The following is a 26,067-nucleotide window of genomic DNA, read 5'->3' on the forward strand; positions in this document are numbered from 1 at the left end:
CCATTTTACGCGCCGGGCGCGTTGCCTTCGGCTACCGGCGTGCCCGCACTCCCGGGCCCGCTCTTGAGCAGGTTTATCAGGCTCAGGACAAACACGGACGTGGCAGTCGCGGCCGGCCACAGGATAAGCACGGGCAGGGACCGGAGCGAGAACGCGACGCTGGCATTGACAGACGTATCTGCGGGGCCGCCCCACAGCTGGCCGGCAAGCACGCCGGTCAGCCACGCGATCAGGGCGCCGCCCAGTCCGCCGGCCAGGCCCAGGAGGAAGGCCGCCTGCGCATCGCGGCCGCCTTTATCGGTCAGGAAGACGGCCACCAGGCACCCTGCGAAAACACAAAGCCCAGCAAGGGTGAGGTCCCTGAGCAGCCATACCTCCGGATTGGTCCCGTCGGCCAGGGCGGGGTTGCGCGTGATCAGGTTCATCCCCCCCGGGGCGAGCAGCCACCACAGCAGGCCGACGGGAACGCCACCGGCAGCAGCAGCGGCAAACCATTTCCACGGCGGCCGGGAAGACCGGCGGCTGATGTGTTGTCTCATGACATAAACCTTAACAATTGTCGGGCATGGCCGATCAAATGACGTGGGCAGTCTTGACAGATGACGTGCCGGGTCCAGCGATTGCTCCCTCTCCGGCGGGGACTAATACCCTTAAGGAAGAGTCCACTTCAGCCTGCTTTTCAGGGAGCAAATCTCAAGATGACAGACAAAACGCCGTTCGAGGGCACCTTCAAGGAAATGTTCCGGCGGCATGCTGCCGGAGTCGCCATCATCACCGTGAACTACCAGGGCGAGCCCTACGGCTTTACCGCCACGTCCGTGGCGTCACTGTCAGCACAGCCGCCGCGGTTCACTTTTAACATGGCCCGCAGTTCAAGTTCCTGGCCGGCCGTGGCCAATGCCAGCCACCTCGGCGTCCACATGCTGGGCCTGGAAAACCAGGCGCTGGCGGACCGTTTCGCGCGCACCAAGGACAGGTTCGGCGGGGACCACTGGGAACTTGGCCCGCACGAGGTCCCGATCCTCAAAGACGTCGCGGGCTGGCTGATCGGCAAGATCCAGATGCGGCTGTCCTTCGAGAACAATGCCGTGGTGGTGGTTGAAGTTGTGGACGGCGAAGTGGGCGACGACGGTTCGCCGCTCCTGTACCACTCCGGCGGCTATGGCCAGCCGGTCCCGCTGGACTACGAGATCTGACTATCGGGACCTAGTTATCAAGGCAGGTTGGGCCCAGGAGCACCTTCAGGTCGCCGAACAATGACGGACTGGGGTTGACCCTGAGATGGACGGGGAGGCCCATGACTTCCGTCCGGGTGTCCCCCTGCAGGTGCAGCCGGACTTCCGAGTTCCCCCGGTGGTTCCGAAGGACATCGCCCAGTTCGGTGACAACAGCCTCGGTTGCCTTGTGGGTAGGCATCGAAATGAGCACGGGGCCGTTGGTTCCTTCACTGAGGTCGGGAACGGACAGTTCCATGCAGTTCAGCGTCACGGCGCCGTCGTCCCGCCGCTGCAGGCGGCCCTTGACCACCACGATCAGGTCCTCGGCAAGGACCGAGGCGATGGGGCCGTAGACCTGGCCGAAGAACATCACCTCCATGGAGCCGCCGAGGTCTTCGATTTCGGCACGGGCATAGGCGTTGCCACTCGCCTTGGCGATCCTGCGGCTGAGCGAGGTGATCATGCCGGAGATGGTGACGATGGCGCCGTCGTGCGGCCCGTCTTCGCCGATGATCGAGGTGATGGACTGGTCCGCGTGCTGGCTGAGGAGTCCTTCCAGGCCCTGCAGCGGGTGGTCTGACACATACAGGCCGAGCATGTCGCGCTCAAACGAGAGCTTGTCCTTCTTCTCCCATTCCGGCAGGTCGGGAATCTCGATGCTCAGCGACGCTTCGGATTCGGCCTCCTCGAAACCGGCGAAGAGATCGAACTGGCCGATCGCTTCGTTTCGTTTGAGGGTGATGACGGAGTCGATGGCCTCTTCATGGATCATCGCCAGCGCGCGCCGGTGGTGGTTGAGGGAATCGAAGGCTCCGGCCTTGATCAGGGATTCAATGGTCCGCTTGTTGCAGACCACCGCGGGGACCTTCATGAGGTAGTCCTTGAAGGAAGTGTAGGCGCCTTCCTTGTCGCGCGCGGCCACCATCGCTTCGACGGCGTTGACGCCCACGTTGCGGATGGCGCCCATGCCGAAGCGGATGTCGGTGCCCACCGGGGTGAAGTTCAGCGCGGATTCGTTCACATCCGGCGGCAGCACGGTGATTCCCATGCGCCGGCATTCGTTGAGGTAGATTGCCGATTTGTCCTTGTCGTCACCGACGGACGTCAGCAGCGCAGCCATGTACTCCGGAGCAAAGTGCGCCTTCAGGTAGGCGGTCCAGTAGGAGATCACGCCATACGCGGCGGAGTGGGCCTTGTTGAAGGCGTAGTCGGAGAACGGCAGCAGGATGTCCCACAGGGTCTTGACGGCCGCCATGGAGTAGCCGTTGTCCTGCATGCCCTGGGAGAAACCTGCGAACTGCTTGTCCAGCTCGGATTTCTTCTTCTTACCCATGGCGCGCCGCAGGATGTCTGCCTGCCCCAGGGAATAGCCGGCGAGTTTCTGGGCTACGGCCATCACCTGCTCCTGATAGACGATCAGGCCGTAGGTGCCGCCGAGGATTTCAGCCAGCGGTTCCTTGAGTTCGGGGTGGATCGGGATGACTTCCTGGATCCCGTTTTTGCGCAGCGCGTAGTCGGTGTGCGCGTTGGCGCCCATCGGACCGGGGCGGTAGAGCGCGAGTACGGCGGAGATGTCTTCGAAGTTGTCAGGCTTCATCAGCTTCAGCAGGGAGCGCATGGGGCCGCCATCCAGCTGGAACACGCCCAGGGTGTCGCCCCGGGCCAGCAGTTCATACGAGGCCACGTCGTCAAGGGCCAGGCTGTCCAGGTCCAGGTCCAGTCCGCGGTTGAGTTTGATGTTCTCCAGGGCGTCGGAAATGATCGTTAGGTTCCGCAGGCCGAGGAAGTCCATCTTGATCAGGCCCAGGCCCTCGCAGGTGGGGTAGTCGAACTGCGTGATCACCTGGCCGTCCTGGATGCGCCGCATGACCGGGATGACATCGATGATGGGGTCCGAGGACATAATGACGCCGGCGGCGTGCACGCCCCACTGGCGCTTCAGCCCCTCAATGCCGAGAGCCGTCTCGAAGACCTTGGCGGCCTCGGGATCAGTTGCGATCAGCTGGCGGAAGTCACCGGCCTCGCTGTAGCGCTTTGAGTCCTTGTTCTGGATGTCGGCGAGCGGGATGTCCTTGGCCATCACGGCCGGCGGGAGCGCCTTGGTCAGCTGCTCGCCCATGCTGAAGGGGTAACCCAGCACACGGGAGGAGTCCTTCAGCGCCTGCTTGGTCTTGATGGTGCCGTACGTGACAATCATGGCCACGCGCTCGTCGCCGTATTTCCGGGTCACATAGTCGATGACCTCGGACCGGCGTCGGTCATCGAAGTCAACGTCGAAGTCAGGCATGGACACACGGTCCGGGTTGAGGAACCGTTCAAAGATCAGGCCGTGCAGGAGCGGATCCAGGTCCGTGATGCGCATGGCGTACGCCACCATGGACCCGGCTCCGGAGCCTCGGCCCGGACCGACGCGGATGCCGTTTTTCTTCGCCCAGTTGATGAAGTCGGCCACCACCAGGAAGTATCCCGGGAACCCCATGGAGGTGATGACTTCGAGCTCGTAGTCAGCCTGGGTGCGGACTTTGTCCGGAACGCCGCCCGGGTACCGGTATTCCAGTCCGGTGGCAACTTCCTTGACCAGCCAGGATGTCTCGTCCTCGCCCGGCGGGCACGGGAACCGCGGCATGTAGTTTGCGCCGGTGTTGAACGAGACATCGCAGCGCTCGGCGATCAGCAGGGTGTTGTCGCAAGCATCCGGGTGGTCCCTGAACAGCTCCCGCATCTCCTGCGGGGACTTGAGGTAGTAGCCGCTGCCGGAGAACGCGAACCGGGAGCCGCCGTTGTCATACGATGGCTCCAGCAGCGTGGAACCCGACTGGATGGCTAGGAGGGCCTCGTGCGCCTTGGCGTCGTGTTCGTGGGTGTAGTGCAGGTCGTTGGTGGCCACCAGTGGCAGGTTCAGATCCTTGGCCAGCCGCAGCAGGTCCCCCGTGACCCGGCGTTCGATGTCCAGGCCATGGTCCATCAGTTCGCAGAAATAGTTCTCCGCACCGAAAATGTCACGAAATTCCGAGGCGGCTTCCATGGCCTCGCGGTACTGGCCCAGCCGCAGCCGGGTCTGGACCTCCCCCGAAGGGCAGCCAGTAGTGGCGATCAGGCCTTCGGAGTACGTGTTCAAGAGCTCACGGTCCAAACGCGGCCACTTGCCGAAAACTGCGTCGAGCGAGCCAATGGACGAGGCCCGGAAGAGGTTTCGCATGCCGACGTTGTTATAGCTCAGCAGCGTCATGTGAGTGTAGGAACCACCGCCGGAGATGTCGTCCTTGCGCTGGTGTTCCTCGCCCCAGCGGACACGGCTTTTGTCCGTCCGCGCGGTGCCCGGGGTGACGTAGGCTTCGACGCCGATAATCGGCTTGATCCCCTGGTCCGTGGCCCGCTTCCAGAAATCGAAAGCCCCGAACAGGTACCCGTGGTCGGTGGTGGCCAGGGCCGGCATCCCGAGGCGTTCAGTCTCGTTGAAGAGCTCACCCAGGCGGGCTGCGCCGTCCAACATGGAGTATTCGGTGTGGTTGTGGAGATGGACGAACGAGGCATTGCTGGAAGTCACCGCACCATTCTAAGCGCTGGCGGACCACCAAGGGCCCAGCGACCCAGCCGCTAGGCCTCCCCGGACTCCAGGACCTGGAGGGCAAAGGCCAGATCCTGCGGGTATTCGCTGGTAACGGTCACGCGCTCCCCCGTTGCCGGGTGGTCGAAGCCGAGCTGCCGGGCATGGAGCCATTGCCGGGTCAGGCCCAAGGTGGCGGCGAGCCGAGGATCCGCCCCGTAGGTAAGATCTCCGGCGCATGGGTGCCGCAACGCTGAAAAGTGGACACGGATCTGGTGTGTGCGCCCTGTCTCAAGGTGCACCTCCACCAGCGTGGCCTTGCCAAAAGCCTCGAGCACCTCATAGTGCGTGATCGACGGCCGGCCGTCTTCGATCACGGCAAAACGCCAGTCGTGTCCGGGGTGGCGCCCGATTGGTGCGTCGATGGTGCCCTCGAGTGGGTCCGGGAGCCCCTGGACCACCGCGTGGTAGACCTTCTCCACGGTGCGCTCCTTGAAGGCCCGCTTCAGGGCCGTATAGGCGCGCTCCGTTTTGGCCACCACCATCACCCCGGACGTGCCGACGTCGAGCCGGTGCACGATACCCACCCGCTCAGGGGAACCCGACGTCGAGATCCGGAAGCCGGCTCCGGCGAGTCCGCCAACCACGGTGGGCCCTACCCAGCCGGGCGAAGGATGCGCGGCAACGCCCACCGGCTTGTCCACAACGACAAATTCGTCGTCGTCCAGCAGGATTTTCAGGCCTTCCACAACTTCCTCCACCACTTCGAGCGGGTCCCGTCGTTCAGGCACCGTCACTTCCAGGACATCGCCGGCAACCAACCGCGCGGACTTGCCGAGCTTCTTGCCGCGGCTCACCACGTTGCCTTCAGCAATAAGGGTCGCGGCCATTGACCGGGAAATCCCCATCAGCTTGGCGAGCCCTGCGTCCGCCCGCGTTCCACCGAATTCGTCGGCGACCACCACACGCTCAGACACCGTCCGTGTCCTTCGGCTGGGCCGCCTCTTTCCGTGGCGCCGCGACGTGCCGTGAACCGTCAAGGGCGATCCCCCGCAACGTAAGGATACAAATGATGACCACTGCTGAGACCACCGCGGAATCCGCAATGTTGAAGATCGCAAAATTCGGCAGCTGGATGAAATCCACCACATGCCCCATCCCGAACGAGGGCTCCCGGAAGAGCCTGTCCGTCAGGTTGCCCAGGGCCCCGCCCAGGAGCAGACCCAGTGCCAGCGACCACCATCCCGAGCCCAGCTTGCGCACTTGGAACAGGATGGCGATGGAGACGCCGGCCATGATGATGGAGAACACCCACGTGACATTTTCCCCGATCGAAAATGCGGCGCCGGAATTGCGGATGAAGTACCAGTGCAGGAGAGGCGGCAGCACCGGGATGCGTTCACCTTCCACCATCGAGGACGTCACCCACAGTTTTGTCAGCTGGTCCAGGACGTACGCAAAGACCGCAAAACCGGCGAAGAGCGAGAGCAGGAGTGCCCGCCGGGGGCGGGCCGATGAAGGAGAAGGGTTTGCGGCGTCAGCGGCGAGGTGGTCAGTCATGGTGCTTTCATTTTGTAAAAACGATGTTAAATCCCAAAAACCGGCGGCCGAGGAATCCTCAGCCACCGGTTCTCAGAATACGTGCTTGACGAACTAGTTCGCTTCAACCTCAGGCGCCGCCACGGAACCGCGGGCGTCAAGGTCGCGCAGCTGGCCTTCAATGTAGGCCTTCAGGCGTGAGCGGTAGTCGCGTTCGAAGCCGCGGAGCTGCTCTACCTTGCGTTCCAGGACGGAGCGCTGCTGCTCGAGGGCACCGAGGATCTTCCGGGACTTCTCCTGGGCATCGTTGACCAGGCTGCTGGCCTCGATCTGGGCCTCTGCGATGATCTTGTCCTTCTGGGACTGACCGTCGGCGACGTGACGGTCGTGCATCTGCTGCGCCATGGCGAGCAGACCGGCAGCGGACTCGGCCGAAACCGTGCTTCCGTTGGACGCGGCGGGCGCAGCAGCCTGGACGGCTGCAACAGGTGCTGACGGCTCGGCTTCCTTCTTCTTGGCGGCGTCGGGAGCTTTCGCCTCGACCTCGGCCTTCGCCGGGGACTCAACCTTGTCAGCCTTGACGGGTGCGGGAACCTTCTCGACCACCGGGGCGGACGCAGCGGAGCTGGCCGGCACGCCGGAACCTGATTCTGCAAGCTTCTTGCGGAGCTCGTCGTTCTCCTGGTTCAGGCGCCTGAGTTCCACAACGATCTCGTCCAGGAAGTCATCAACTTCATCCTGGTCGTAGCCTTCGCGGAACTTGGTCGGCTGAAAGCGCTTGTTGACAACGTCTTCTGGCGTCAAAGCCATCTGGTCACCTCATTGGTCTAGTTAGTCAGTAGGCCTTCCGGCCGTCAAAACTACGGTACCTAAATATTGTCTGGTTCCTCTAATTCAACACTGGGTGTCAAACCGGAGATTTCTTCGCGGCTCAGAGGGAGTTCAAATTCCAGGAACTTCGCCTGCGCCGCTAGGTCTTGTCGAAGATTACGCGAAACCCCTGGTGACCGCCATCGCGATGCTGACGGCGATGAACAGGACCAGAAACCCGAGGTCCAAAGTCACGCCGCCGAGCCTCAACGGCGGGATCAGCCTCCGGAGCCCCTTGAGTGGCGGATCGGTGATCGAGTACACCGTGTGGGCCACCACGAGGGCAACACCACGCGGACGCCATTCCCTGGCAAACATCTGGACCCAGTCAAAGACCAGCCGGATGATCAGCGCCACGAAGAACAGCAAAAGGGCGATATAGACAAGTCCGAAAACAATTCCCATGACTTAACTCATATCTCCATGTCCATTCCGGATACCGCGGTGCCCTGCCAATGTTTCTTGTCTATTTCAGCACAGATGCCAGACAGGTGTACCTGTCTGGCATCCGGAATAAGCTCAGGGCTAACTTTGATTGAAGAAGCTGGCCTGGGTCTCGCTGACCTTCTTGTCATCGCCAATGACCTCAATGTACGACGGTGACAGCAGGAAAACCTTGTTGGTGACCCGTTCGATGCTGCCCCGGAGACCAAAAACCAGGCCGGCCGAGAAGTCAACGAGACGCTTGGCGTCCGCTTCGCCCATGTCGGTGACGTTCATGATGACGGGGATGCCGTCCCGGAAACTCTCACCGATGAGCTTGGCGTCATTGTAGGACCGCGGGTGGATCGTGGTGATCTGCCGAAGCCCGGACGGTTCTTCGCGGCTTGAGGCCGCACGCTTGATGGGGGTCACTGGTGCGCGGTATTCCTCTTCGGGGGCGTGTGATGACTCGCGGCTGACGTCGCGGACGGGTGCCGGTGAACGGCGTTCCTCGCGGTCAACTTCCATCGAATCGTCCTCGTCCTTACGTGTTGTGGTGTGCTCGGACTCGTAGTGTTCATCGCCATCGGCGAGCCCAAGATAGATCATTGTCTTGCGCAGAGCGCCGGCCATGGTCGACTCCTAATCGTGTCCGTAGGCGGGCCGCCCAATGACTTGACAGCCTTTGAATCCCCCGCCACTCACTTCCTATGGGTTCGACGCTACCCCACGTCAGGACGCGATCCGAGAATATCGGAACCGATTCGCAGGTGTGTCGCACCGAAACGGATGGCCGCTTCCAGGTCCTGGCTCATGCCCGCCGAGATGGCCGTCGCGCCGGGATGCTCCGCTACCAAGGCTGCCGAGATGGCTGCCAGCTTTTCGAACGCCGCCTGCGGACTGGCGCCCAACGGGGCGACAGCCATAACGCCCGCCAGTTCCAGTCCTGCCGCAGCCGCCAGCCGCTCGGCCAGGAGTGCTACCTCCGCCGCGGCCACGCCGCCGCGGTGCGCGCCGGCGTCGTCGTCGAGGCTGACCTGGATGAAGCACTGCAGGGCTCCCCGGCCCGTCCGCTCCTGTTCCGCGGCGATGGCGCGCTCGAGGCTGTCCACCAGGGCCAGCCGGTCCACGGAATGGAGCGCATGGGCATACTTCACCACGGATTTCGCTTTTTTGCTCTGCAGCTGCCCGACGAAGTGCCAGTTGAGTCCGAGGCCTGCCAGTTCGGCCGCCTTCGAGGAGGCTTCCTGGTCCCTGTTTTCGCCGACGTCGCGGACGCCCAGCGCAGCCAGGCGCCTGATGTCGGCGGCCGGATGGAACTTGGTGACCACAATCAGCGTCGGCAGTTCCCCCGCCCGGCCTGAGTCTTCGACGGCGGCTTCAATGCGCCGCTGCACGGCGGCGAGGCGCTCCGCCAGATCAGCCATCCGTTCGGCGTTGTCCTCCACAGTGCCCTCATTCATGCGACCACACCAGTCCCGCGAAGCGCCCGGTGGTGTTGGACCTGCGGTAAGAGAAAAGCTCTTCGTTTTCAAGCGTGCACGGACCCGCATATTCAATGACGACGCCGGCAGCTTCAAGTTGGCTCTTCGCCCCCGCCGGGAGATCCAGTGCCGGCGTGCCCCAGGACGTGGCAGCCCAGGTCGCCGGCACCTGGGCAGCTACTTGGGCGCGCAGTTCGGCGGGCACCTCATAGCAACGCCCGCAGATTGACGGGCCCAGCCAGGCACGGATGGCGGTGGCCCCAGCTGAGCGCATCCGCTCCACTGCCGCCGGGAGAATGCCGTTTTCTATCCCCGGGCGGCCTGCGTGCACGGCGGCGAGGACCGGACCGTCTGGTCCTTCCCCTACGAGTACTGCCGGGATGCAGTCGGCCACCATGACCGCCAGCGGCATTCCCCGCGACACCATGGCATCAGCGGTCGGCGCAGGCGTGGCCGGCTCCATCATTTCCACGGCCGTGCCGTGGACCTGCTCCATGAACCGGAGGGAACCACGGGCCATGCCGGCCGCGTTCTCCAGCGCCTCCCGGCGCTGGAGAACGTCAACGGCGTTGTCCCCGACGTGCAGGGCGAGATTGCCGGCCCGGGTGTCTGTAAACGCCACACTCACGCCAGCAGACACTTCGGCCCGCCAATAGAACAACCCGGGCCCTACTTCAGGAAGTCGGGGACATCCAGGTCATCGACGCGGTTCCCTGAGAGGTCCGGCTCCACTACCGAGGGCAGGTCGACGTCGAAACCTGAATCGGCGGGGACCGACGACGGGCGCTGCTGGCCCCAGTTGCTTAGGCCTGACGCGCCGACTCCGGCGTGGACTGGCTGGACGTTGTGCTGGTGGCTGCCGCCCGAGGTGGGAGCCTGAGCCGGCGCGGGCGCCGCTGCGGGCCGCTGGGGTGCGACGTGCGGCTGGGACTGGTCCATGGAGGGAGAGGTGGCCTTGACGTCGTCGAAACCGGCGGCAATGACCGTGACACGGGCCTCGTCACCGAGGGCATCGTCAATCACGGCACCGAAGATGATGTTGGCTTCGGGGTGGGCCACTTCCTGGACCAGGCGGGCAGCTTCATTGATTTCGAACAGGCCAAGATCTGAACCGCCCTGGATGGAGAGCAGGACACCATGGGCGCCGTCGATGGAGGCTTCCAGCAGCGGCGATGCAATGGCGAGCTCGGCAGCCTTCACCGCACGGTCTTCACCGCGGGCGGAGCCGATGCCCATCAGCGCGGAGCCTGCACCCTGCATCACGGACTTGACGTCCGCGAAGTCGAGGTTGATCAGGCCGGGGGTGGTGATGAGGTCCGTGATGCCCTGGACACCGGAAAGCAGGACCTGGTCAGCGGAACGGAAAGCGTCCAGGACGGAGACGTTGCGGTCGCTGATGGACAGAAGCCTGTCGTTCGGGATGACGATCAGCGTGTCCACTTCGTCGCGGAGGGCGTCGATGCCCGCCTCTGCAGAACCCGCACGACGGCGGCCCTCGAACGTGAACGGGCGGGTCACCACACCGATGGTCAGCGCTCCGAGAGACCGGGCGATGCGTGCCACCACAGGGGCGCCGCCGGTGCCCGTGCCGCCACCTTCGCCGGCGGTCACAAACACCATGTCCGCGCCGCGGATGACCTCTTCGATTTCGTCGGCGTGGTCCTCCGCAGCCTGCTTGCCCACCTCGGGGTTGGCGCCTGCACCGAGCCCGCGGGTCAGCTCACGTCCGATGTCGAGCTTGACGTCTGCATCGCTCATCAACAATGCCTGTGCATCGGTGTTGACCGCGATGAATTCGACGCCGCGAAGACCGACCTCGATCATGCGGTTGACTGCGTTCACGCCACCGCCGCCGATGCCGACGACCTTGATGACGGCCAAGTAATTCTGCGGAGCTGCCACGTTACGTGTCCCTTGTTCGTGTCCTATTGCGAAAACTGTGGAGTCGGGCTTGAAGCTTCGAACCTTAACCTTCGAGTTGAAGGTTATAGTTATGTCAAGTAACTCATGTCTGGAACGCTATTTCCTATGGTTCGGACATTCAATAACCGGAGCCGCGTGTCGCGGGAATACCGAGTAAATAAAGCGTTCAGCGCGTCACCGGATGCCGGGGCGCGCTCACATCGTACACACGGACGGGGTTCTTCGGGTCCGCGGGAACTTTGAGCAAGGCTTCAAGCACCTTGGCCTTGAGCTCCTTCTCCCCCGCATTCCCCCAAATGATGGTCTGACCGTCCACCAGTTTGAGCTCAACGGCGTCCACAGACTGGGCGGACGCGTTGGACAGCTTCGACAGCACGTCCAGCGGGAGTGCACCGAGGACCGCTGCGGTGGCCTGGAAGAGGTCCTTGCCGATGGTTCCGGCGCCGCCGTCGATCACGGGCAGGGCAACTGCGGCCGGGTCCGCAGGGCTGGCCAGGACCACGCCGTCCACATCCACCAACTGGTACTGCTCCTCCTGCTTGACCAGGGCCACCGGGACCCGCTCCAAAACCTGGACCATCAACCCGGACGGCGGGCGCGCCTGGGTTGAGACGGACTTGATCTGGACGAGCGGCGCCAGGAGGCGGCTGACCTCCTCATCGCTGATCTGGGGCAGGGGTCTGCCCTTCAGGGGCTCCAGTGCGGCCTGCACCTGTTCCGTGGTGACGAGCCGGGTCCCGGACACCGTAACGGTGCCTACGGCGAGTGCCGGCGAAAAGATTGCGGCGGCCAGCAGCGCGCAGACCAACGCCAGGACAGTGCCCAGGGTCACCAGGATGTTCCGCTTAAGGCGTTTTCCGGGCGGCTCCGGGAAGGCCAGCACATTGTCGGTGCCCGCCGGCGCCTTGCCCGCCGGCGCCTTGCCTGCCGGCACCTTGCCTGCTGGTGCCTTGTCTGCCGGTGCCTTGTCTGCCGGCGGGTTCCGGTCCGCGTCCTTCACTTTCTTGCGGCCGGGCGAAGACGGGGTGTCCGCTTCCGGGGCGCTTTTGGAGGCCGAGATCACCTCCGGTTCCGCTGGCGCGGGTGGCTGCCGCCTGCCTGGTGAAGCGTAGGTGGGCCGGCGCGGACTACCCACCGAGAGCCTGCACGATCTGCGGTCCGAAGGCCGTGACATCCCCTGCCCCGACGGTCAGGATGATGTCGCCGGGCCCGGCGGCGTCCGTAAGGGCAGCAACCGCCCCGCCCGACTCCACCAGGCGTCCGCCGGGCGACAGGTGCTCGGCGATGAGCTGGCTGCTGACTCCTGGGATGGGATCTTCGCGCGCGGGGTATATGTCCAGGACCAGGGCGGTGTCTGCCAGGTTCAGCGCTTCTGCGAACTCCCTGGCGAACTCCCTGGTGCGGGAGAACAGGTGCGGCTGGAACAAAACATGGACGCGGTGCCCGCCGGCCACGGACCGTGCCGCCGTCAGGGCGGCCCGGACCTCGGTGGGGTGGTGGGCGTAGTCGTCATAGACGCGCACGCCGCGCGCCTCCCCTTTCAGTTCAAAGCGCCTGGAAGCGCCCGAGAAGTGCGCCAAGGCACGCGCGGCAGCTTCGGCGTCGACCCCCAGCTCCAGCGCGACGGCGACGGCGGCGGCGGCGTTCAGCGCGTTGTGCCGGCCCGGGACCTGCAGGTCCAGGGCGAACCGCCCGGCGGGTGAGGAGACCGCCACATCCCCCGGGCCGCCGTCGTGCAGCACCAGGTCCGACCCGTCAGTGGTGCCGTACAGCACCACCCGGGTGTTGCCGCGCGCGAGCGTGCGCTCTGCGAGGGCTGCGGCGCCGGCGTCATCAGCGCAGGCAATCAGGACGCCGTCGGCCGGAAGCAGCTCCGTAAAGCGGTCGAAGGACTCGTAGACGGCCTCGGCGGTGCCGTAGTGGTCCAGGTGATCGGGTTCGACGTTAGTGACCACGGCTATCTTTGGCCTGTAGTTCAGGAAGGACCCGTCGGACTCGTCCGCTTCGGCCACAAAGACCCCTGACGTGCCGTGGGCGGCGTTGACGCCGAGCGCAGGCACGTTGGCGCCGATGGCAAACGACGGATCCATCCCGGCGCCCTGGAGCAGGACGGTGATCATGGAGGTGGTGGTGGACTTGCCGTGGGTTCCTGCCACGGTCACCACGAGGTCCTCCCCCATGGTGGCCGCCAGCGCCTCCGAGCGGTGCAGCACGGGCAGGCCGGCCGCACGCGCGGCCACCAGTTCGGGGTTGTCCGCACGGATCGCCGAGCCGGCCACCACGGTCTGGGCATCGCCCAGATTGGCGGCGGCGTATCCGACGGCGATCCTCGCCCCGGCGGCAGCCAGCTCCGCCATCACCGGAAGGTCCTTGGCATCCGACCCGCTGACGGCGACGCCGCGGGCCACCATGATGCGGGCCACGGCGGACATTCCCACCCCGCCGATGCCGATGAAATGGACGCGGCCCAGGGACTCCTGGCTGCGGATGCTTGCGGGGATCATGCGGATACCGCTTCCAGGACAAGATCAGCCATGCGCTGATCGGCGTTTCTGATGCCAAGGCGGCGCGAGCTGGCGGCCATGGTGGCCAGACGGCCGGGGTCGGTGACCAGGGGGATGAGCTGGCCCGCCACCCACTGCGCGGTGAAGTCCTTATCCTGGACCAGGAGTGCGCCACCGGCGTTCACGAGGCCCGCCGCGTTGAGCGCCTGCTCGCCGTTGCCGATGGGCAGCGGGACAAACACTGCCGGTACACCCACGGCGGCCACTTCGCAGACCGTGGCTGCGCCGGACCGCGCCAGCAGCACGTCCGCGGCGGCGTACACCCGTTCCATGCCGTCCACGTACTCCACCTGCCGGTACCCCGGCGCGGCGAGCGGGCCGCCGTCGGGCCCTAAGACCGTCTTGCCGCGGCCGGTGATGTGAAGTGTCTGGATTCCCGCCGCGCCAAGGTCCTGGACGGAGGCGGCGACCGCGCGGTTGATGCTCTGGGCCCCGGAGGAACCGCCGGTCACAATCAGCGTGGGCGAGGTGTGATCCAGGCCCAGTGCTTCGCGCGCGGCGGCGCGGGCAGCGTCCCGGTCCAGGCTGGAGATTTCGGTCCGCATGGGCATGCCCACATGGCGGGCGTGACGCAGGCGCGTGGTGTCGAAGGCAGTGGCCACGTGACGGGTCAGGAACGATCCCACCCGGTTGGCCAGGCCGGGCCTGGTATTGGCCTCATGGATCACGATGGGGATTCCCCGGCGCCGGGCGGCGAGGTACAGCGGTGTGCAGACGTAGCCGCCGACGCCCACCAGGACGTCGGCCGAGGCGTCGTCGAGGATGCGTCCGGACTGCCTGACCGCCCCGGCCAGGCGTGCGGGCAGCTTGAGGAGGTCAACGGAAGGTTTCCGCGGAAACGGCACCCGGTCGATGGTGGCCAGTTCCAGGCCGGCGGCGGGCACCAGCCGGGTTTCCATGCCGGCGGGCGTGCCCACAGCGAGCAGCCTGGCACCGGGCGCGGCGGCACGCAGGGCGGCCGCGATGGCCAGCAGGGGGCTGATGTGGCCGGCGGTTCCGCCGCCCGCCAGGACAATGGACAGGTTCTGGGAAGTCATTTGGTGCTACGTACGCTTTCTTGCGGTTGTTTTGGGGCTGGCGGTTTTGCGGGCAGCGGTTTTCTGGCCAGCAGGTTTGCGGCCAGTGGCTCCCCCGGCCTTCTTTGCGCCGAATTTGAGCAGTTTCTTCGGCCGGAGGGCAGGCGCCATCTGTTCGCGGGCGAGCGACAGCACCACCCCCACGGCGCATAGCGACATCAGCAATGCCGAACCGCCGTATGAAATGAACGGCAGCGGCACGCCGATCACAGGCATCAGCCCTGTCACCACGGCCATGTTGACCGTGGCCTGCCCCAGCAGCCACACCATGATGGTGCCGGCCAGCACCCTGTGGAACATGTCCTCCTGCGCCACCACTACGCGGTAGATGGCGGCGCCAAGGATGGCAAAAAGGACAAGCACGACGACGGTGCCCACCAGGCCGAGTTCCTCGCCGATGATGGCGAAGATGAAGTCGTTGTGGGCTTCCGGGATCCAGCTGTACTTTTGCCGGCTTTGGCCGAGGCCAACGCCGAACCAGCCGCCGGAGGCAAGCCCGTAGAGGCCATTGGTGGCCTGGTAGTTGGCGTCAATGCCGTCGGCACAGGACTGGCCCGTCCACCACGAGGTGATGCGGCACATGCGGTTTGAGCTGGTGATGGCCATGACGGCTGTACCGGCGGCGGCGGCCAGGGCGGCGAAACCGAACAGGTAGAGCGGTACTCCGGCGAAGAAGAGGGCGGCCGCAGTGATCATCATGATGATCATGGCCGTGCCCAGGTCATTGCCCAGCAGGACCAGGCCGATTACCCCGCCCGCCAGCGGCACGGCCGGGATCAGCACGTGGGGCCAGCGCCGCAGCAGCTTCCCTTTCCTGGCCAGGACAGTAGCCATCCACAGTGCAAGCGTCAGCTTGGACGCCTCGGACGGCTGGAAGGTGATGCCGCCCAGGTCGATCCAGTTCTTGTTGCCGTTGACTTCGTCACCGATCAGCTGCACCAGGACCAGGAGGACAAGGGCGGCGCCCAGCCCCGGCCAGGCTAGGCGCTTCAGCCAGACCACGTTGATGCGCGAGAGGACAAACATGGTGAAGATGCCAATGGCGGCGAACATTCCCTGCTTCAGGGCGTCGCCGTAGGGCGATTTTCCGGCAGCGATGGATTCGACGCTTGAGGCCGACAGCACCATCATGATGCCGATGGCGGTCAGGGCCAGCGTGGATCCAAGGATCAGGTAATACGTTGAGCCGTTCTTGGAGGTGCCGGTTCCTTCCAGCGCGGACCAGAAGGCCTGGTACCAGTCCCGGATCCGGTCCGGCAGGGTGACGGTGGACTTAGCGGGAGAAGTGGGTTGCCCGGCGCGCGGCCGTGAGGCCGGCGTCCGGGTGGGCGTGCTGACCATTGTTACTCCTCGCTGGTCTGGGCCTGCCCTTCCACCAGCTCGCGGACAGCTTCAATAAAGGCGTCGCCGCGGTGAGCATAGGAAGAGAACTGATCCATGGAAGCAGCTGCCGGGGCCATCAGCACAGTGTCGCCTGATGCCGCCAGCTTCGCTGCTGACGCAACGGCCCGGGACATCACGGCCGCACCGGAATCCGGCGAGCTGTCCGTGGTGGCTCCGCCCGTTACGGCAGTCTGCATATTTTCAGTGTCGCCCGGCTCCGGCATGATCACGGGGACATCCGGCGCGTGTCGCTGCAGGGCGTCCGCAAGCGGGGCGGTGTCCGTACCGATGAGTACCACAGCCTTGAGCCGGGCGGCGTGGTCCCGGACCAGGTGGTCGTAGCTGACGCCCTTGGACAGGCCGCCGGCAATCCAGATGACGTTCTCAAATGTGGCCAGTGACGCGGCTGCTGCGTGCGGGTTGGTGGCCTTGGAATCGTTGACCCAGAGCACGCCGTTCTCCTTGGCGACCGGCTGGATGCGATGGTTGCCTGGCACGTAATCCTGGATGCCCTGGCGCACGGCCTTCGCATCCACACCGTAGGCCCGGACGAGGGCTGCAGCCGCAAGGGCGTTGGCCACCATGTGCCGGGGCGCAAACTGCCCCAGGTCGGTCATCGAGGCCAACTCGGCGGCGCTGTCCCTGCGTTCCTCGATAAACGCGCGGTCGACGAGCAGGCCCTCCACGACGCCGAGCATGCTGATGGCCGGCGTTAGTGTGGTGAAGCCGACGGCCCGGCAGCCCTCCACAACGTCGGCGTCCTCAACCATCCGTTCGGTCTCGATTTGCTCCGCGTTGAAGATGCAGGCCTTCTGGGTCCGTGCGTAGACCTTGGCTTTGTCCGCGAGGTAAGAGTTGTAGGAACCGTGCCAGTCAACGTGGTCTTCAGCCACGTTCAGGCAGACGCTGGCCACCGGCGAAAGCGATTCAGCCCAGTGCAGCTGGAAGCTGGAAAGTTCAACGGCGAAGACGTCGTACTCCACGGGGTCGCGGAGGGCGTCCAGGATGGGGGTTCCCACGTTGCCGACCGCGATTGCCTTCAGTCCGGCGGCCTGCAGCATCGACGCTGTCAGGCCCACCGTGGTGGTTTTGCCGTTGGTCCCGGTGATGGTCAGCCAGTCAGCGGTTTTGTGCCCGTCCCGGACCCGCAGGCGCCAGGCAAGCTCGACGTCGCCCCAGACCGGAATGTGGGCGCGTGCAGCGGCCGCTAGGAGCGCCTGGTCAGGCCGCCAACCCGGGGAGGTCACGATAAGTTCGGGGAAGCTGCCATCGATCTTGGGGATCCTGTTGACGGCTTCCTCGCCCAGGAGCACGTCCACGGCGCCGACGATCTTCAGGGTGTCGGCCTGTGCCTTGGCTGTCCCGGACGTGGCGGCGTCAACCACCACCACCCGGGCACCGAGTTCGATGAGGGTATCTGCCGCGGCGAACCCGGACACTCCGATGCCGGTAACTGCAACGCGCAGTCCCGCCCAATCAGAGTCCCAACTGACCAGGTTTTGCAGGCGGGGAGAAACAGTCACAGGAGCACAACCCATTCAGCGTAGAAAACACCCAGGCCCACGGCCACAAAGAGCCCTCCCAGGATCCAGAACCGGACCACCACCGTGACTTCTGCCCAGCCCTTGAGTTCGAAGTGATGTTGCAGCGGCGCCATCTTGAAGACGCGTTTACCGCCGGTGGCCTTGAAGTAGCCCACCTGGATGATCACGGACAGGGTAATGAGGACGAACAGGCCGCCGATGATTCCCAGCAGCAGTTCCGTCCGCGACAGGATGGCGAAGCCGGCGATTGCGCCGCCGATGGCCAATGACCCGGTGTCACCCATAAAGATCTTGGCCGGGGAGGTGTTCCACCAGAGGAACCCCACGAGGGCGGCGCTCAGAATGGCTGCCAGGAGCGCTAGGTCCAGGGGGTCGCGGACGGAGTAGCAGCCGCTGCCAGCTTCCCGCGGTGACCCGCAGGCCTGGTTGTTCTGCCAGATGCCCATCAGCGTGTAGGCACCGAAGACCATGACCGAGGCGCCGGCAGCGAGACCGTCCAGGCCGTCCGTCAGGTTCACGCCGTTGGTTGCCGCCGTGACGATCAGGTTGGACCACAGGACAAAGAGGATTGCGCCGACCACCGTGCCGGCGAAGGCCAGGTCCAGCCAGGGAATGTCGCGGACCAGGGAGATTTTGGTCGAGGCCGGCGTGAGGCCGTCCGGGTCGGGAAAGTTCAGTGCCAGGATGGCGAAGGCTATGCCTACCGCGGCCTGGAGGATGAGCTTGGCCTTCGCGTCCAGTCCCAGGCTCCGCTGGCGGGAGATCTTGATGAAATCGTCCAGGAAGCCCACCAGCCCCATGCCGACCATCAGGAAGAGCAGGATCAGGGCCGAGGCGGAGGGGCCCGCCGAGTCCGGGTTCATCATCCACATAATCAGGTGGGTCAGTCCGTAGCTGAGCAGGACCGCGCCCACCACCACGGTGCCGCCCATGGTGGGCGTACCGCGTTTGGTGTGGTGGGACGTGGGTCCGTCATCACGGATGAATTGGCCGTAGCTCTTGCGGACAAGCAAGCGGATAAACAGCGGCGTTCCCACCAAGGCAAACAGCAGGGCAAGTCCTGCGCCGATAAGTAGTGCAATCACAGCAGCTCGCTCCCTTCGTCGGTGGGTTCCGTGGATTGTGGGGGTAATGCTATCCGATCGCCCAGATGCCGCAGTCCAACGCTGTTGGACGACTTGAAAAGCACCAGGTCGCCGGGCTCAAGCTCGGCGTTCAGAAGCGCATAGGCGTCCTCGGCGGTTTCGGCAAAGACGCATTCGTCGCCCCAGGAACCCTCCTGGACGGCGGAAACGTAAAGTGCGCGGGCTTCGCGGCCGACGACGACCAGCCGGGAAATGTTCAGGCGGACCACCTGGGTGCCCACAACGGTGTGTTCACGGATTGAATCGGGTCCCAGTTCCAGCATGGCGCCCAGGACGGCCCAGGTGCGCCGTCCGCGGCCCAGGTCGGCCAGGGTGCGCAGGGCCGCCCGCATGGACTCCGGGTTGGCATTGTAGGCGTCGTTGATGATGGTCACGCCGTCAGCACGTTCGGTGCGTTCCATGCGCCAACGGCTTGCTGCTGACTGTGTGCTCAGCGATGCGGCGATGTCCTTGCCGGATACCCCGGCCGCGTACGCGGCCGCTGCTGCGGCGAGGAGGTTGCCGGTGTGGTGGGCACCGATGAGGCGGCTGCTGACGTGCAGGCCTGATTCGGCGCCGGGCAGGACGAGCCCGAATTCCGGGTTGCCCTCAGCGTTTGTGTCTGGATTCTCGGCCCGAACGGTCGCGTCAGGGCGTCCTTCGGCCGAGAAGCCCAGCACGGTGGCGCCGGTGCGGCTGCGCATGGCAGCGACGCGGTCGTCGTCGAGGTTGATGACGGCGGTGCCGCTGGCGGCGAGGGCCTCCACCAGTTCGCCCTTGGCCTGGGCAATGTTTTCCACGCCGCCGAACTCCCCGGCGTGAGCAGTGCCGATGCCGAGGACGACGCCGATGTCAGGCTTCACCATGTCGGCCAGGTATCGGATGTGCCCGATGCCAGTGGCACCCATCTCGATCACCAGGTAGCGCGTTTGGGTGTCGGCTCGGAAGACGGTGAGCGGCACGCCCACCTCGCCGTTGTAGGACCCCTGCGGGGCAACGGTGGCGGCCTGATGGGTGAGGATGCCGGCGAGGAGGTCCTTGGTGGTGGTCTTCCCGGCGGAACCGGTGATCCCGATGACGGTCAGGGCGTCGCCTGCAGCAGACCGGGCCAGGCGGATCCGACGGACCGCTTCGGCCGCCAGCGCGCCCATGGCCAGCACGGCATCCTCAACCAGGACAGCCGGATAGTTAACGCCGTCCGGCCCCGTCACGGGGCGCTCAGCGAGAACCAGCACCGCACCGCGGCTGAAGGCGGCGGCAACGAAGTCGTGGCCATCGGAATGCTCGCCAGGTTTCGCCACGTACAGCGACCCAGCGGCAGCCTCCCGCGAATCAGTGACCACCGAAAGGGGCGTGATCCCCGGATCGGCGTCCAGGCGGCCGTGTGTGATATCGGCGATTTCCGCCGCAGTAAGTGCAATCATCTCGGTCTAGGACTCTATCCGGTCGTCTCGGAGAACGGTGAATCCCCTGGCTGTCAAGGCGTTCCGCAGTTCCACCCGGTCGTCCAGTGCAAGATTGACGCCCTTGACTTCCTGCCAGACCTCATGTCCCCGGCCCGCCACCAGGATGGTGTCGCTTGGACCGGCCAGTTCTACGGCGCGCCGGATGGCGGCGCCGCGGGGATAAACCTCTTCGATGACACACCCTGGCGATTCCTGTTCGCGCGCTGACCGCGCGCCCGCCAGCACATCTGCCCTGATGGCCGCAGGGTCCTCGTCGTGGGGGTCGTCATCCGTGACGATGACGATGTCGGCCATCTTTGCGGCAACGGCTCCCATGGCGGGCCGCTTGCCCTGGTCGCGCTGTCCGGTGGCTCCGAAAACCACGATCACCCGGGAGCCGGGCAGCGGTGCCCTGACCGCTTCCAGTGCGCGTGCCAGGGCATCAGTGTTGTGGGCGAAGTCCACTACGGCCGCCGGTTCTTCAGAGACGAGCTGCATCCGTCCCGGTACAGCCACGGTGAAGGGGTCCTGGTGGTCCAGGGCGGCCTGCACGGTGGCGGCGTCCATTCCGCTGGCCATGACCATTACCGTGGCCAGCGCGGCGTTGGCCACGTTGAAAGTGCCCGGCAGGCCGGTGTGGACGTTGAGGTTAACGCCGTCGGGTCCCCGCAGGCTGAAGTCGGTTCCCAATCCGCGCGCATGGGTGGCCGTAACGGTCCAGTCGCTGGGAGCTCCACCGGGTGTCATCGAGAGGGTGGTGACCGGGATCCGTGCCGTGGCGGCAAGCCGGCGGCCCCATTCGTCGTCGACCGTCACCACAGCCCTGCGGGCACGGCCCGGCGAGAACAGCTCCGCCTTTGCGGCGAAGTAGTCCTCCATGGTGCCGTGCAGGTCCAGATGGTCCTGCGTCAGGTTCGTGAAACCGGCGATATCGAAGAGCACACCGTCCACCCGCTGGAAGGACACGGCGTGGGAGGAGACTTCCATGGACGCGGCGTCCAGTCCCCGTTCCCGCATGAGGGCGAGCAAGCCGTGGAGATCCGGTGACTCAGGTGTGGTCAAGAGGCTGGGAACCGGTTCTCCGCCGGCCACGATTTCGATGGTTCCGATCAGGCCCGTCTGCTGCCCGAGCGCACGGAGCAAGGCGTTGATGAAGTACGTGGTGGTGGTCTTGCCGTTGGTTCCCGTCACACCATACAAGCGCGGCGTCCGCCCAGCTGTTGGCTGGCTCTGGTAGATCATGGCGGACAGCGGCCCCACCACGTTGCGCGGTCCGTCCACCACCAGGACGGGGACGGCGGTGTCCGCGGACAGCGCGAGAAGGCGTGCGCCGGCGTCGTCGGTCAGTACTGCCACCGCTCCCCTGCCGACCGCCTGCGACACGAAGTCAGCTCCATGGCGGGAAGCACCCGGCAGCGCCACATACAGGTCGCCCTGTTCCACTGTTCGCGAATTCAGTGAAATTCCCGTGACGCTGATGGCAGCGGAGGCACCCGGGACCTGCACCCCGATTGCGTCGCCGATCGTGTCCAGACGGACCGCAGCAACTGCCGTAGGCCTGAACCGCGCGGCGGCCGGTTCCCCTGCCGGCCCCGCCTTGCTAGCTGATGCCTTCTGCTCTGACAAGGAAATCTCCGATGGTGGTGCTAGTGGATCATGCCCGCGGGAGACTGCTTCCGCTGCGGGCGTTAAGGGAACTGCTGCCTGGTTTGATGCTACTTGGCGTACTGCGGCAGCCTGGCCGGTTCGCCCGTGGACGGCTGCACGTTGTAAGTGCGCAGCGCCTGGCTCATGACCGAACGGAACACGGGCCCCTGCGTAATGCCGTAGATATTGCCCTTGGGACGCTGCAGCACCACCTCAACAATAAACCGGGGATCATCCATCGGCGCCATCCCCACAATTGAAGCGGTGAAGCCGCAGAACCCTGACTTCCCGTCGTCGCACGGCGATTCAGAGGTTCCGGTTTTTGCCCCCACCCGGTATCCGTCGATCGCGGCGTCCTTGATCTGGCCTTCGGTCACCGCGCTTTCCAGGATGTCCTGGACCTGCTGCGCGGTGCCGTCCGACACCACCTGGCGGGAAGGCTGCGGGGCGACTTTCTCCTCTGTTCCGTCCGGTGAAACGTACGCGTCAATCAGGCGCGGCTGGAGCATCACACCGTTGTTGGCGATCGTCTGGAAGGCTCGGACTGTCTGCAGGGTGGACTGCGATACGCCCTGGCCGAACAGCACCGTGTATTCCTGGCGGCCGTCCCACTGGTCCGCCGGTGTGAGAATGCCGGAGGCCGTAGCCGGCAATCCAATGTCCGGGGCTTCGCCGATGCCGAATTCCTTAAGCCACTCGTACCGTTGTTCCTTGGTCAGCCGCGACCCGGCCGCCACGGTGCCGGTGTTCATTGACCAACCCAGGATGCCGGCGAGCGTGCGCTCTTCGGTGCCATGGGTAAAGGCGTCTGTGAAGGTCTGGCCGTCCACGGTGTACGACGGTCCGAGTGTGAAGGTATCCAGGGGGCTGGATTTTCCTTCTTCAATCAGGGCCGCGGCCGTGATCATCTTCTGTACCGAGCCTGGCTCATACGCTGCGGTCACGGAGCGCACGCCGCGGTCCTTGGCGGCTACCCGTCCGGGATCGTTCGGATCCGGGGCATTAGTGTCCGCCATCGCGACAATGTCACCGGTCTTGGCATCCATCACGGTGATGACACCCCACTCGGCGCCCTGTTTGTCTGACTGGCTCTGAATGGCCTGCTGGGCGAAATACTGGAGATCGGAATTGAGCGTGAGCTTGACGTCCTTGCCGTCCTCCGGCGGTGTCAGCTCATCCACGCCGACCGGAATCCGGAGACCGTCGGCACCGATCTCGAAGAGCCGCTTGCCGTCCTTCCCGCGCAGCAGCCCATCCTGCGTCTGCTCGATCCCCGCCTGGCCCGTGTTGCCATCCTGGAGGAAGCCGATAATACCGCCGGCCACGGAACCGTTGGGGTACACGCGTTTGCTGACGCCCTCAGTGACGATGCCGGGAATACTGAGATCCGAGACCCTGAGCTCAACGTCCGGCTTCAGGTCCTTAGCGACGATGTGGTACTTCGATTCGCCCGTCACGGCGTTCCTGAGTTCGTCAGCGTCCATGCCCAGGACAGCCGCGAGTTCGCTGATGCCCTGGTCCCGGCTGACTTCAACAAGTTTGTCCACGCCCTCCTCCAGGCGCCAGAACTTCTCTGTCTTGGTGTTGGTGGTTTGGTCCACCACAACGTTGTAGCGGATCACACTGTTGGCCAGGACCGTCCCGTTGGCGCCAAGGATGCTGCCGCGTTCGGCGGGGAGGGAAGTCTCGCGCATCCGGTAATCGAGCGCAGCTGCGGCCATCCCGCCGACGTCGAGCCCTTGGACGAAAAAGAGCTTGCCGCCCACCACTAATAGCAGCGTCAGCATAATGCCCAGGCCGAGGCGCAGCCGCTTGGTGGCGTTAGGGGCCTTGCCGCTTTTTGCCTTGCCGGTCCTCTGCGCCACCGTGATTCCCTTGCTGCTCGCCTGTTGCCTGTTTATTACCTGACTGGCTATCCTTCAGCGGCTACCGGTTAGACCCGGGCACCTTCTGTTCGGGTGCTGGAACCGAACCGCCGTGGAGCTCCACGGCACGTGCCGGTAGTGCGGGCGCTTCAGCCGGCGGTGCTGCAGCGGCAGGTGCCGCTGCCGGGGCCGGTGCAGGGGCCGCAGCAGGGGCCGGTTTCTCGGCAGCCGGTTTACGGTTCGTCAGCGGCTCCCACTTCGTTGCCGGGGGAACCACGGTGAGCACTCCCTCTACGGCTGGAGCAGGGATAACCGATCCAGCCGCGCCACCCTTCACCGCCGGAGTTGCCTTGCCCGTGACGGCAAGGGTGGAGAGGTCGATCTGGCCTTTGACGGTCGAAGCCACCATGCCCAGGTCTGAGGCCTTTGCCGCCAGGTTCTGGGGCGCCTCGAAGTTCTGGACCTGCTGTGTCAGGTCCTGGTTCTGCTTGGTCAGCGTGCTTTGCTTACCCCTCAGTTCCACGAGCTGGTACTGGGAGGCAGAAACTGAGATGTTCAGGACCAGCACGGCTACGAGCGCAACAGCGAGCAGGGCGAAACACATCACCACAAACGGCGCACGGCGCTTCTTGGGGGCGGAACGCACCACAGACAGGGGTGTGCGTTCCCTGCGGCCGGGGCCAGAGGGAAGCGACCTGATCGCCGGGGCGCTGCTGCCGGAGACGACCGGAAAGTTCTTGACGGCGGCAGTGCTCATGCGTCTCTCCTGGCTCTGATACGTTCCACGGCCCGCAGCCTGGCGGAGGCCGCGCGCGGATTTTCTGCAATCTCGACGGCGGTGGGTACCTCGGTGCCCTTGGTCAGGGTTTTGAGGAAGGCCTTGTGTTCCTCAAGCTCCACCGGAAATCCGAGCGGCGCGGAGGATTTGGAGCCAGCCTGGAAAACTGATTTGACGATTTTGTCCTCGAGGGAATGGTAAGACATCACCACAATGCGTCCGCCCAGGGCCGTTGCTGCCACGGCGGCAGGAACAGCGCGCTCGAGCACGTCGAGTTCCTCGTTCACTTCAATGCGCAGTGCCTGGAACGTCCGTTTGGCCGGGTGGCCGCCCGATTTGGCGGCTGCCGCCGGCACCACGGAGCGGATCTGTTCCACGAGTTCCCCGGTGGTGGCGAAAGGCTTAACTGTCCTCGCCGCGACAATCCTGTTGGCGATCCGGCCGGCGAACTTCTCCTCGCCCCACTTCCGGATGATCCTGACGAGATCCTCTTCGCTGTAGTTGTTGACCACATCTGCTGCGGTCTGCCCGCGGCTGGTGTCCATCCGCATGTCCAGCGGAGCGTCAAAGGAATAGGCGAAGCCTCGCTCACGCTCGTCCAGCTGCAGGGATGAAACGCCCAGGTCCATCAGGATGCCATGAACCTGTGCCACGCCCAGGTCTTCGAGGACGTCGGCGATTTCGTCGTAGACGGCGTGGACCAGGTCAGTCCGGGAAGCGAAAGGCGCCAGCCGCTCCCCGGCCAGTGCCAGGGCTTCCTCATCACGGTCGATGCCGATCAGGTGCAGATCCGGGAAACGCTCCAGCATAGCTTCGGAGTGGCCGCCCATGCCGAGGGTCGCATCAATCGCGATGGGGGTTTCACCTCGGAGGCGGGCAGCTTCGAAGCCGGGGGCCAACAAATTGATGCACCGGTCCTTGAGGACCGGCACATGGCGTTCGGACGTTGGCTTCGGGTCATCGTTCATGCCTTCGTCCTTTCCTGCCGTGGGTGCTGGTGTGCTGCTTCTTGAGCCAGATCCCCATCCGCGCCTATCGACCTGCCGGCCTGGCTCCGGGGAAGTGAGCCAGGTTGACTGTCCGATGGGCGGCTGGAGATCTCGTTCAAGAAGCGTCCGCCGGGCCGTTCAGGTGATCACAGGATCCCCGGAATGGCATCGTCGGTTTCGGAGAAGGCGGTTTCCTTCTCCGCGAGGTACTCGTTCCAGGCCTGGGCATCCCAGATCTCGGCCCGGGTTCCTGCACCGATAACGGCCAGTTCCCTGCCGAGGCCTGCGTACTCCCGGAGCGCAGCCGGAATGGTTATGCGCCCCTGCTTGTCAGGTACCTCGTCCGAGGCTCCAGAGAGAAAGACGCGGATGTAGTCCCGGGCCTGCTTGGAGGAAATGGGCGCCTCCCGCATTTGCTCGTGGACACGTGCAAATTCCTGCTCACTGAAGACGTAGATGCACCGTTCCTGTCCCCTGGTGAGAACAAGCCCGCTGGCAAGCTCCTCACGGAACTTCGCAGGGAGGATAATTCGGCCCTTTTCGTCCAGACGTGGCGAGTGTGTGCCCAGAAACACTGGCCCACCGCCTGTCTGCCGTCAGGAACTGCACATCCCCTGTGTTGCAACTACCCTCTTATGTCCTCCACATT

23 protein-coding genes are annotated in these 26,067 nt (G+C 64.9%); 1 reads left to right on the forward strand and 22 read right to left on the reverse strand.

Translation table 11 applies throughout. The annotated features are described in order from the left end of the window. Positions 1–5: 5 nt before the first annotated feature. A complete protein-coding gene (locus NG696_RS15500) occupies positions 6–539 on the reverse strand; it encodes a hypothetical protein (protein ID WP_252569282.1) in 534 nt (177 codons plus the stop codon). A gap of 159 nt (positions 540–698) precedes the next feature. Between NG696_RS15500 and NG696_RS15505 the strand changes: the two genes are divergently transcribed. Then, entirely contained in the window at positions 699–1,196 is a 498-nt protein-coding gene (locus NG696_RS15505) for a flavin reductase family protein (protein ID WP_252569284.1), read from the forward strand. Between the two features lie 10 nt (positions 1,197–1,206). Here the strand turns inward: NG696_RS15505 and dnaE are convergent, their stop codons facing one another. From dnaE to mraZ, 21 genes are all read right to left on the reverse strand, one after another. Further along, a complete protein-coding gene (dnaE, locus tag NG696_RS15510) occupies positions 1,207–4,764 on the reverse strand; it encodes a DNA polymerase III subunit alpha (RefSeq protein ID WP_252576088.1) in 3,558 nt (1,185 codons plus the stop codon). Between the two features lie 50 nt (positions 4,765–4,814). After that, entirely contained in the window at positions 4,815–5,741 is a 927-nt protein-coding gene (locus NG696_RS15515) for an RluA family pseudouridine synthase (protein ID WP_252569289.1), read from the reverse strand. Beyond that, on the reverse strand, positions 5,734–6,324 hold the full coding sequence (gene lspA / locus NG696_RS15520; protein ID WP_252569291.1) for a signal peptidase II: 591 nt from the start codon (positions 6,322–6,324) through the stop codon (positions 5,734–5,736). Before lspA ends, NG696_RS15515 begins: the two co-directional genes overlap by 8 nt. A gap of 93 nt (positions 6,325–6,417) precedes the next feature. Next, positions 6,418–7,113: a DivIVA domain-containing protein gene (locus NG696_RS15525; protein WP_252569294.1), complete on the reverse strand. Its 696-nt coding sequence runs from the start codon at positions 7,111–7,113 to the stop codon at positions 6,418–6,420. 177 nt (positions 7,114–7,290) lie between these two features. Further along, complete coding sequence (locus NG696_RS15530; RefSeq protein WP_056342216.1) at positions 7,291–7,578, reverse strand: YggT family protein; 288 nt, start codon at positions 7,576–7,578, stop codon at positions 7,291–7,293. A 120-nt stretch (positions 7,579–7,698) separates the two neighbouring features. Next, positions 7,699–8,229 (reverse strand): cell division protein SepF, encoded by a 531-nt coding sequence (locus NG696_RS15535; protein ID WP_252569297.1) that lies wholly within the window; start codon positions 8,227–8,229, stop codon positions 7,699–7,701. Between the two features lie 89 nt (positions 8,230–8,318). Further along, entirely contained in the window at positions 8,319–9,059 is a 741-nt protein-coding gene (locus tag NG696_RS15540) for a YggS family pyridoxal phosphate-dependent enzyme (RefSeq protein WP_252576089.1), read from the reverse strand. Further along, positions 9,052–9,741 carry a purine nucleoside phosphorylase YfiH/LACC1 family protein gene (locus tag NG696_RS15545; protein WP_252576090.1) on the reverse strand — a complete coding sequence of 230 codons (690 nt, stop codon included), beginning with the start codon at positions 9,739–9,741 and terminating at the stop codon, positions 9,052–9,054. The genes NG696_RS15540 and NG696_RS15545 overlap by 8 nt, the downstream gene beginning before the upstream one ends. 8 nt (positions 9,742–9,749) lie before the next feature. Continuing rightward, positions 9,750–10,982 (reverse strand): cell division protein FtsZ, encoded by a 1,233-nt coding sequence (gene ftsZ, locus NG696_RS15550; protein ID WP_252569303.1) that lies wholly within the window; start codon positions 10,980–10,982, stop codon positions 9,750–9,752. A gap of 187 nt (positions 10,983–11,169) precedes the next feature. Further along, positions 11,170–12,138: a cell division protein FtsQ/DivIB gene (locus NG696_RS15555; protein ID WP_252576091.1), complete on the reverse strand. Its 969-nt coding sequence runs from the start codon at positions 12,136–12,138 to the stop codon at positions 11,170–11,172. Then, positions 12,131–13,507: a UDP-N-acetylmuramate--L-alanine ligase gene (gene murC / locus NG696_RS15560; protein ID WP_252576092.1), complete on the reverse strand. Its 1,377-nt coding sequence runs from the start codon at positions 13,505–13,507 to the stop codon at positions 12,131–12,133. Before murC ends, NG696_RS15555 begins: the two co-directional genes overlap by 8 nt. Continuing rightward, positions 13,504–14,604 carry an undecaprenyldiphospho-muramoylpentapeptide beta-N-acetylglucosaminyltransferase gene (gene murG / locus NG696_RS15565; RefSeq protein ID WP_252569308.1) on the reverse strand — a complete coding sequence of 367 codons (1,101 nt, stop codon included), beginning with the start codon at positions 14,602–14,604 and terminating at the stop codon, positions 13,504–13,506. Before murG ends, murC begins: the two co-directional genes overlap by 4 nt. Before the next feature lie 6 nt (positions 14,605–14,610). After that, positions 14,611–15,984: a putative lipid II flippase FtsW gene (ftsW, locus tag NG696_RS15570; protein WP_252569310.1), complete on the reverse strand. Its 1,374-nt coding sequence runs from the start codon at positions 15,982–15,984 to the stop codon at positions 14,611–14,613. 2 nt (positions 15,985–15,986) lie between these two features. Beyond that, positions 15,987–17,564, reverse strand: a complete 1,578-nt coding sequence (murD, locus tag NG696_RS15575; protein ID WP_252576093.1) for a UDP-N-acetylmuramoyl-L-alanine--D-glutamate ligase — start codon at positions 17,562–17,564, stop codon at positions 15,987–15,989. Further along, positions 17,546–18,655, reverse strand: a complete 1,110-nt coding sequence (mraY, locus tag NG696_RS15580; RefSeq protein WP_056342244.1) for a phospho-N-acetylmuramoyl-pentapeptide-transferase — start codon at positions 18,653–18,655, stop codon at positions 17,546–17,548. Before mraY ends, murD begins: the two co-directional genes overlap by 19 nt. Further along, positions 18,652–20,118, reverse strand: a complete 1,467-nt coding sequence (locus tag NG696_RS15585; protein ID WP_252576094.1) for a UDP-N-acetylmuramoyl-tripeptide--D-alanyl-D-alanine ligase — start codon at positions 20,116–20,118, stop codon at positions 18,652–18,654. Before NG696_RS15585 ends, mraY begins: the two co-directional genes overlap by 4 nt. 6 nt (positions 20,119–20,124) lie before the next feature. Beyond that, on the reverse strand, positions 20,125–21,765 hold the full coding sequence (locus NG696_RS15590) for a UDP-N-acetylmuramoyl-L-alanyl-D-glutamate--2,6-diaminopimelate ligase (protein WP_374208707.1): 1,641 nt from the start codon (positions 21,763–21,765) through the stop codon (positions 20,125–20,127). Positions 21,766–21,854: 89 nt separating this feature from the next. Further along, positions 21,855–23,651 carry a peptidoglycan D,D-transpeptidase FtsI family protein gene (locus tag NG696_RS15595; protein WP_252576095.1) on the reverse strand — a complete coding sequence of 599 codons (1,797 nt, stop codon included), beginning with the start codon at positions 23,649–23,651 and terminating at the stop codon, positions 21,855–21,857. 61 nt (positions 23,652–23,712) lie between these two features. Beyond that, positions 23,713–24,408, reverse strand: coding sequence for a cell division protein FtsL (ftsL, locus tag NG696_RS15600; protein ID WP_252576096.1), 696 nt, complete (start codon positions 24,406–24,408; stop codon positions 23,713–23,715). Beyond that, positions 24,405–25,397, reverse strand: coding sequence for a 16S rRNA (cytosine(1402)-N(4))-methyltransferase RsmH (gene rsmH, locus NG696_RS15605; RefSeq protein ID WP_252569320.1), 993 nt, complete (start codon positions 25,395–25,397; stop codon positions 24,405–24,407). The genes ftsL and rsmH overlap by 4 nt, the downstream gene beginning before the upstream one ends. Before the next feature lie 167 nt (positions 25,398–25,564). Further along, the gene (mraZ, locus tag NG696_RS15610; RefSeq protein WP_058929387.1) at positions 25,565–25,993 is read right to left on the reverse strand and encodes a division/cell wall cluster transcriptional repressor MraZ; all 429 of its coding nucleotides are present in this window, start codon (positions 25,991–25,993) and stop codon (positions 25,565–25,567) included. Positions 25,994–26,067 lie beyond the last annotated feature (74 nt).

The sequence above is a fragment of the Pseudarthrobacter cellobiosi genome (assembly GCF_023913755.1).
Lineage (GTDB): Bacteria > Actinomycetota > Actinomycetes > Actinomycetales > Micrococcaceae > Arthrobacter > Arthrobacter cellobiosi.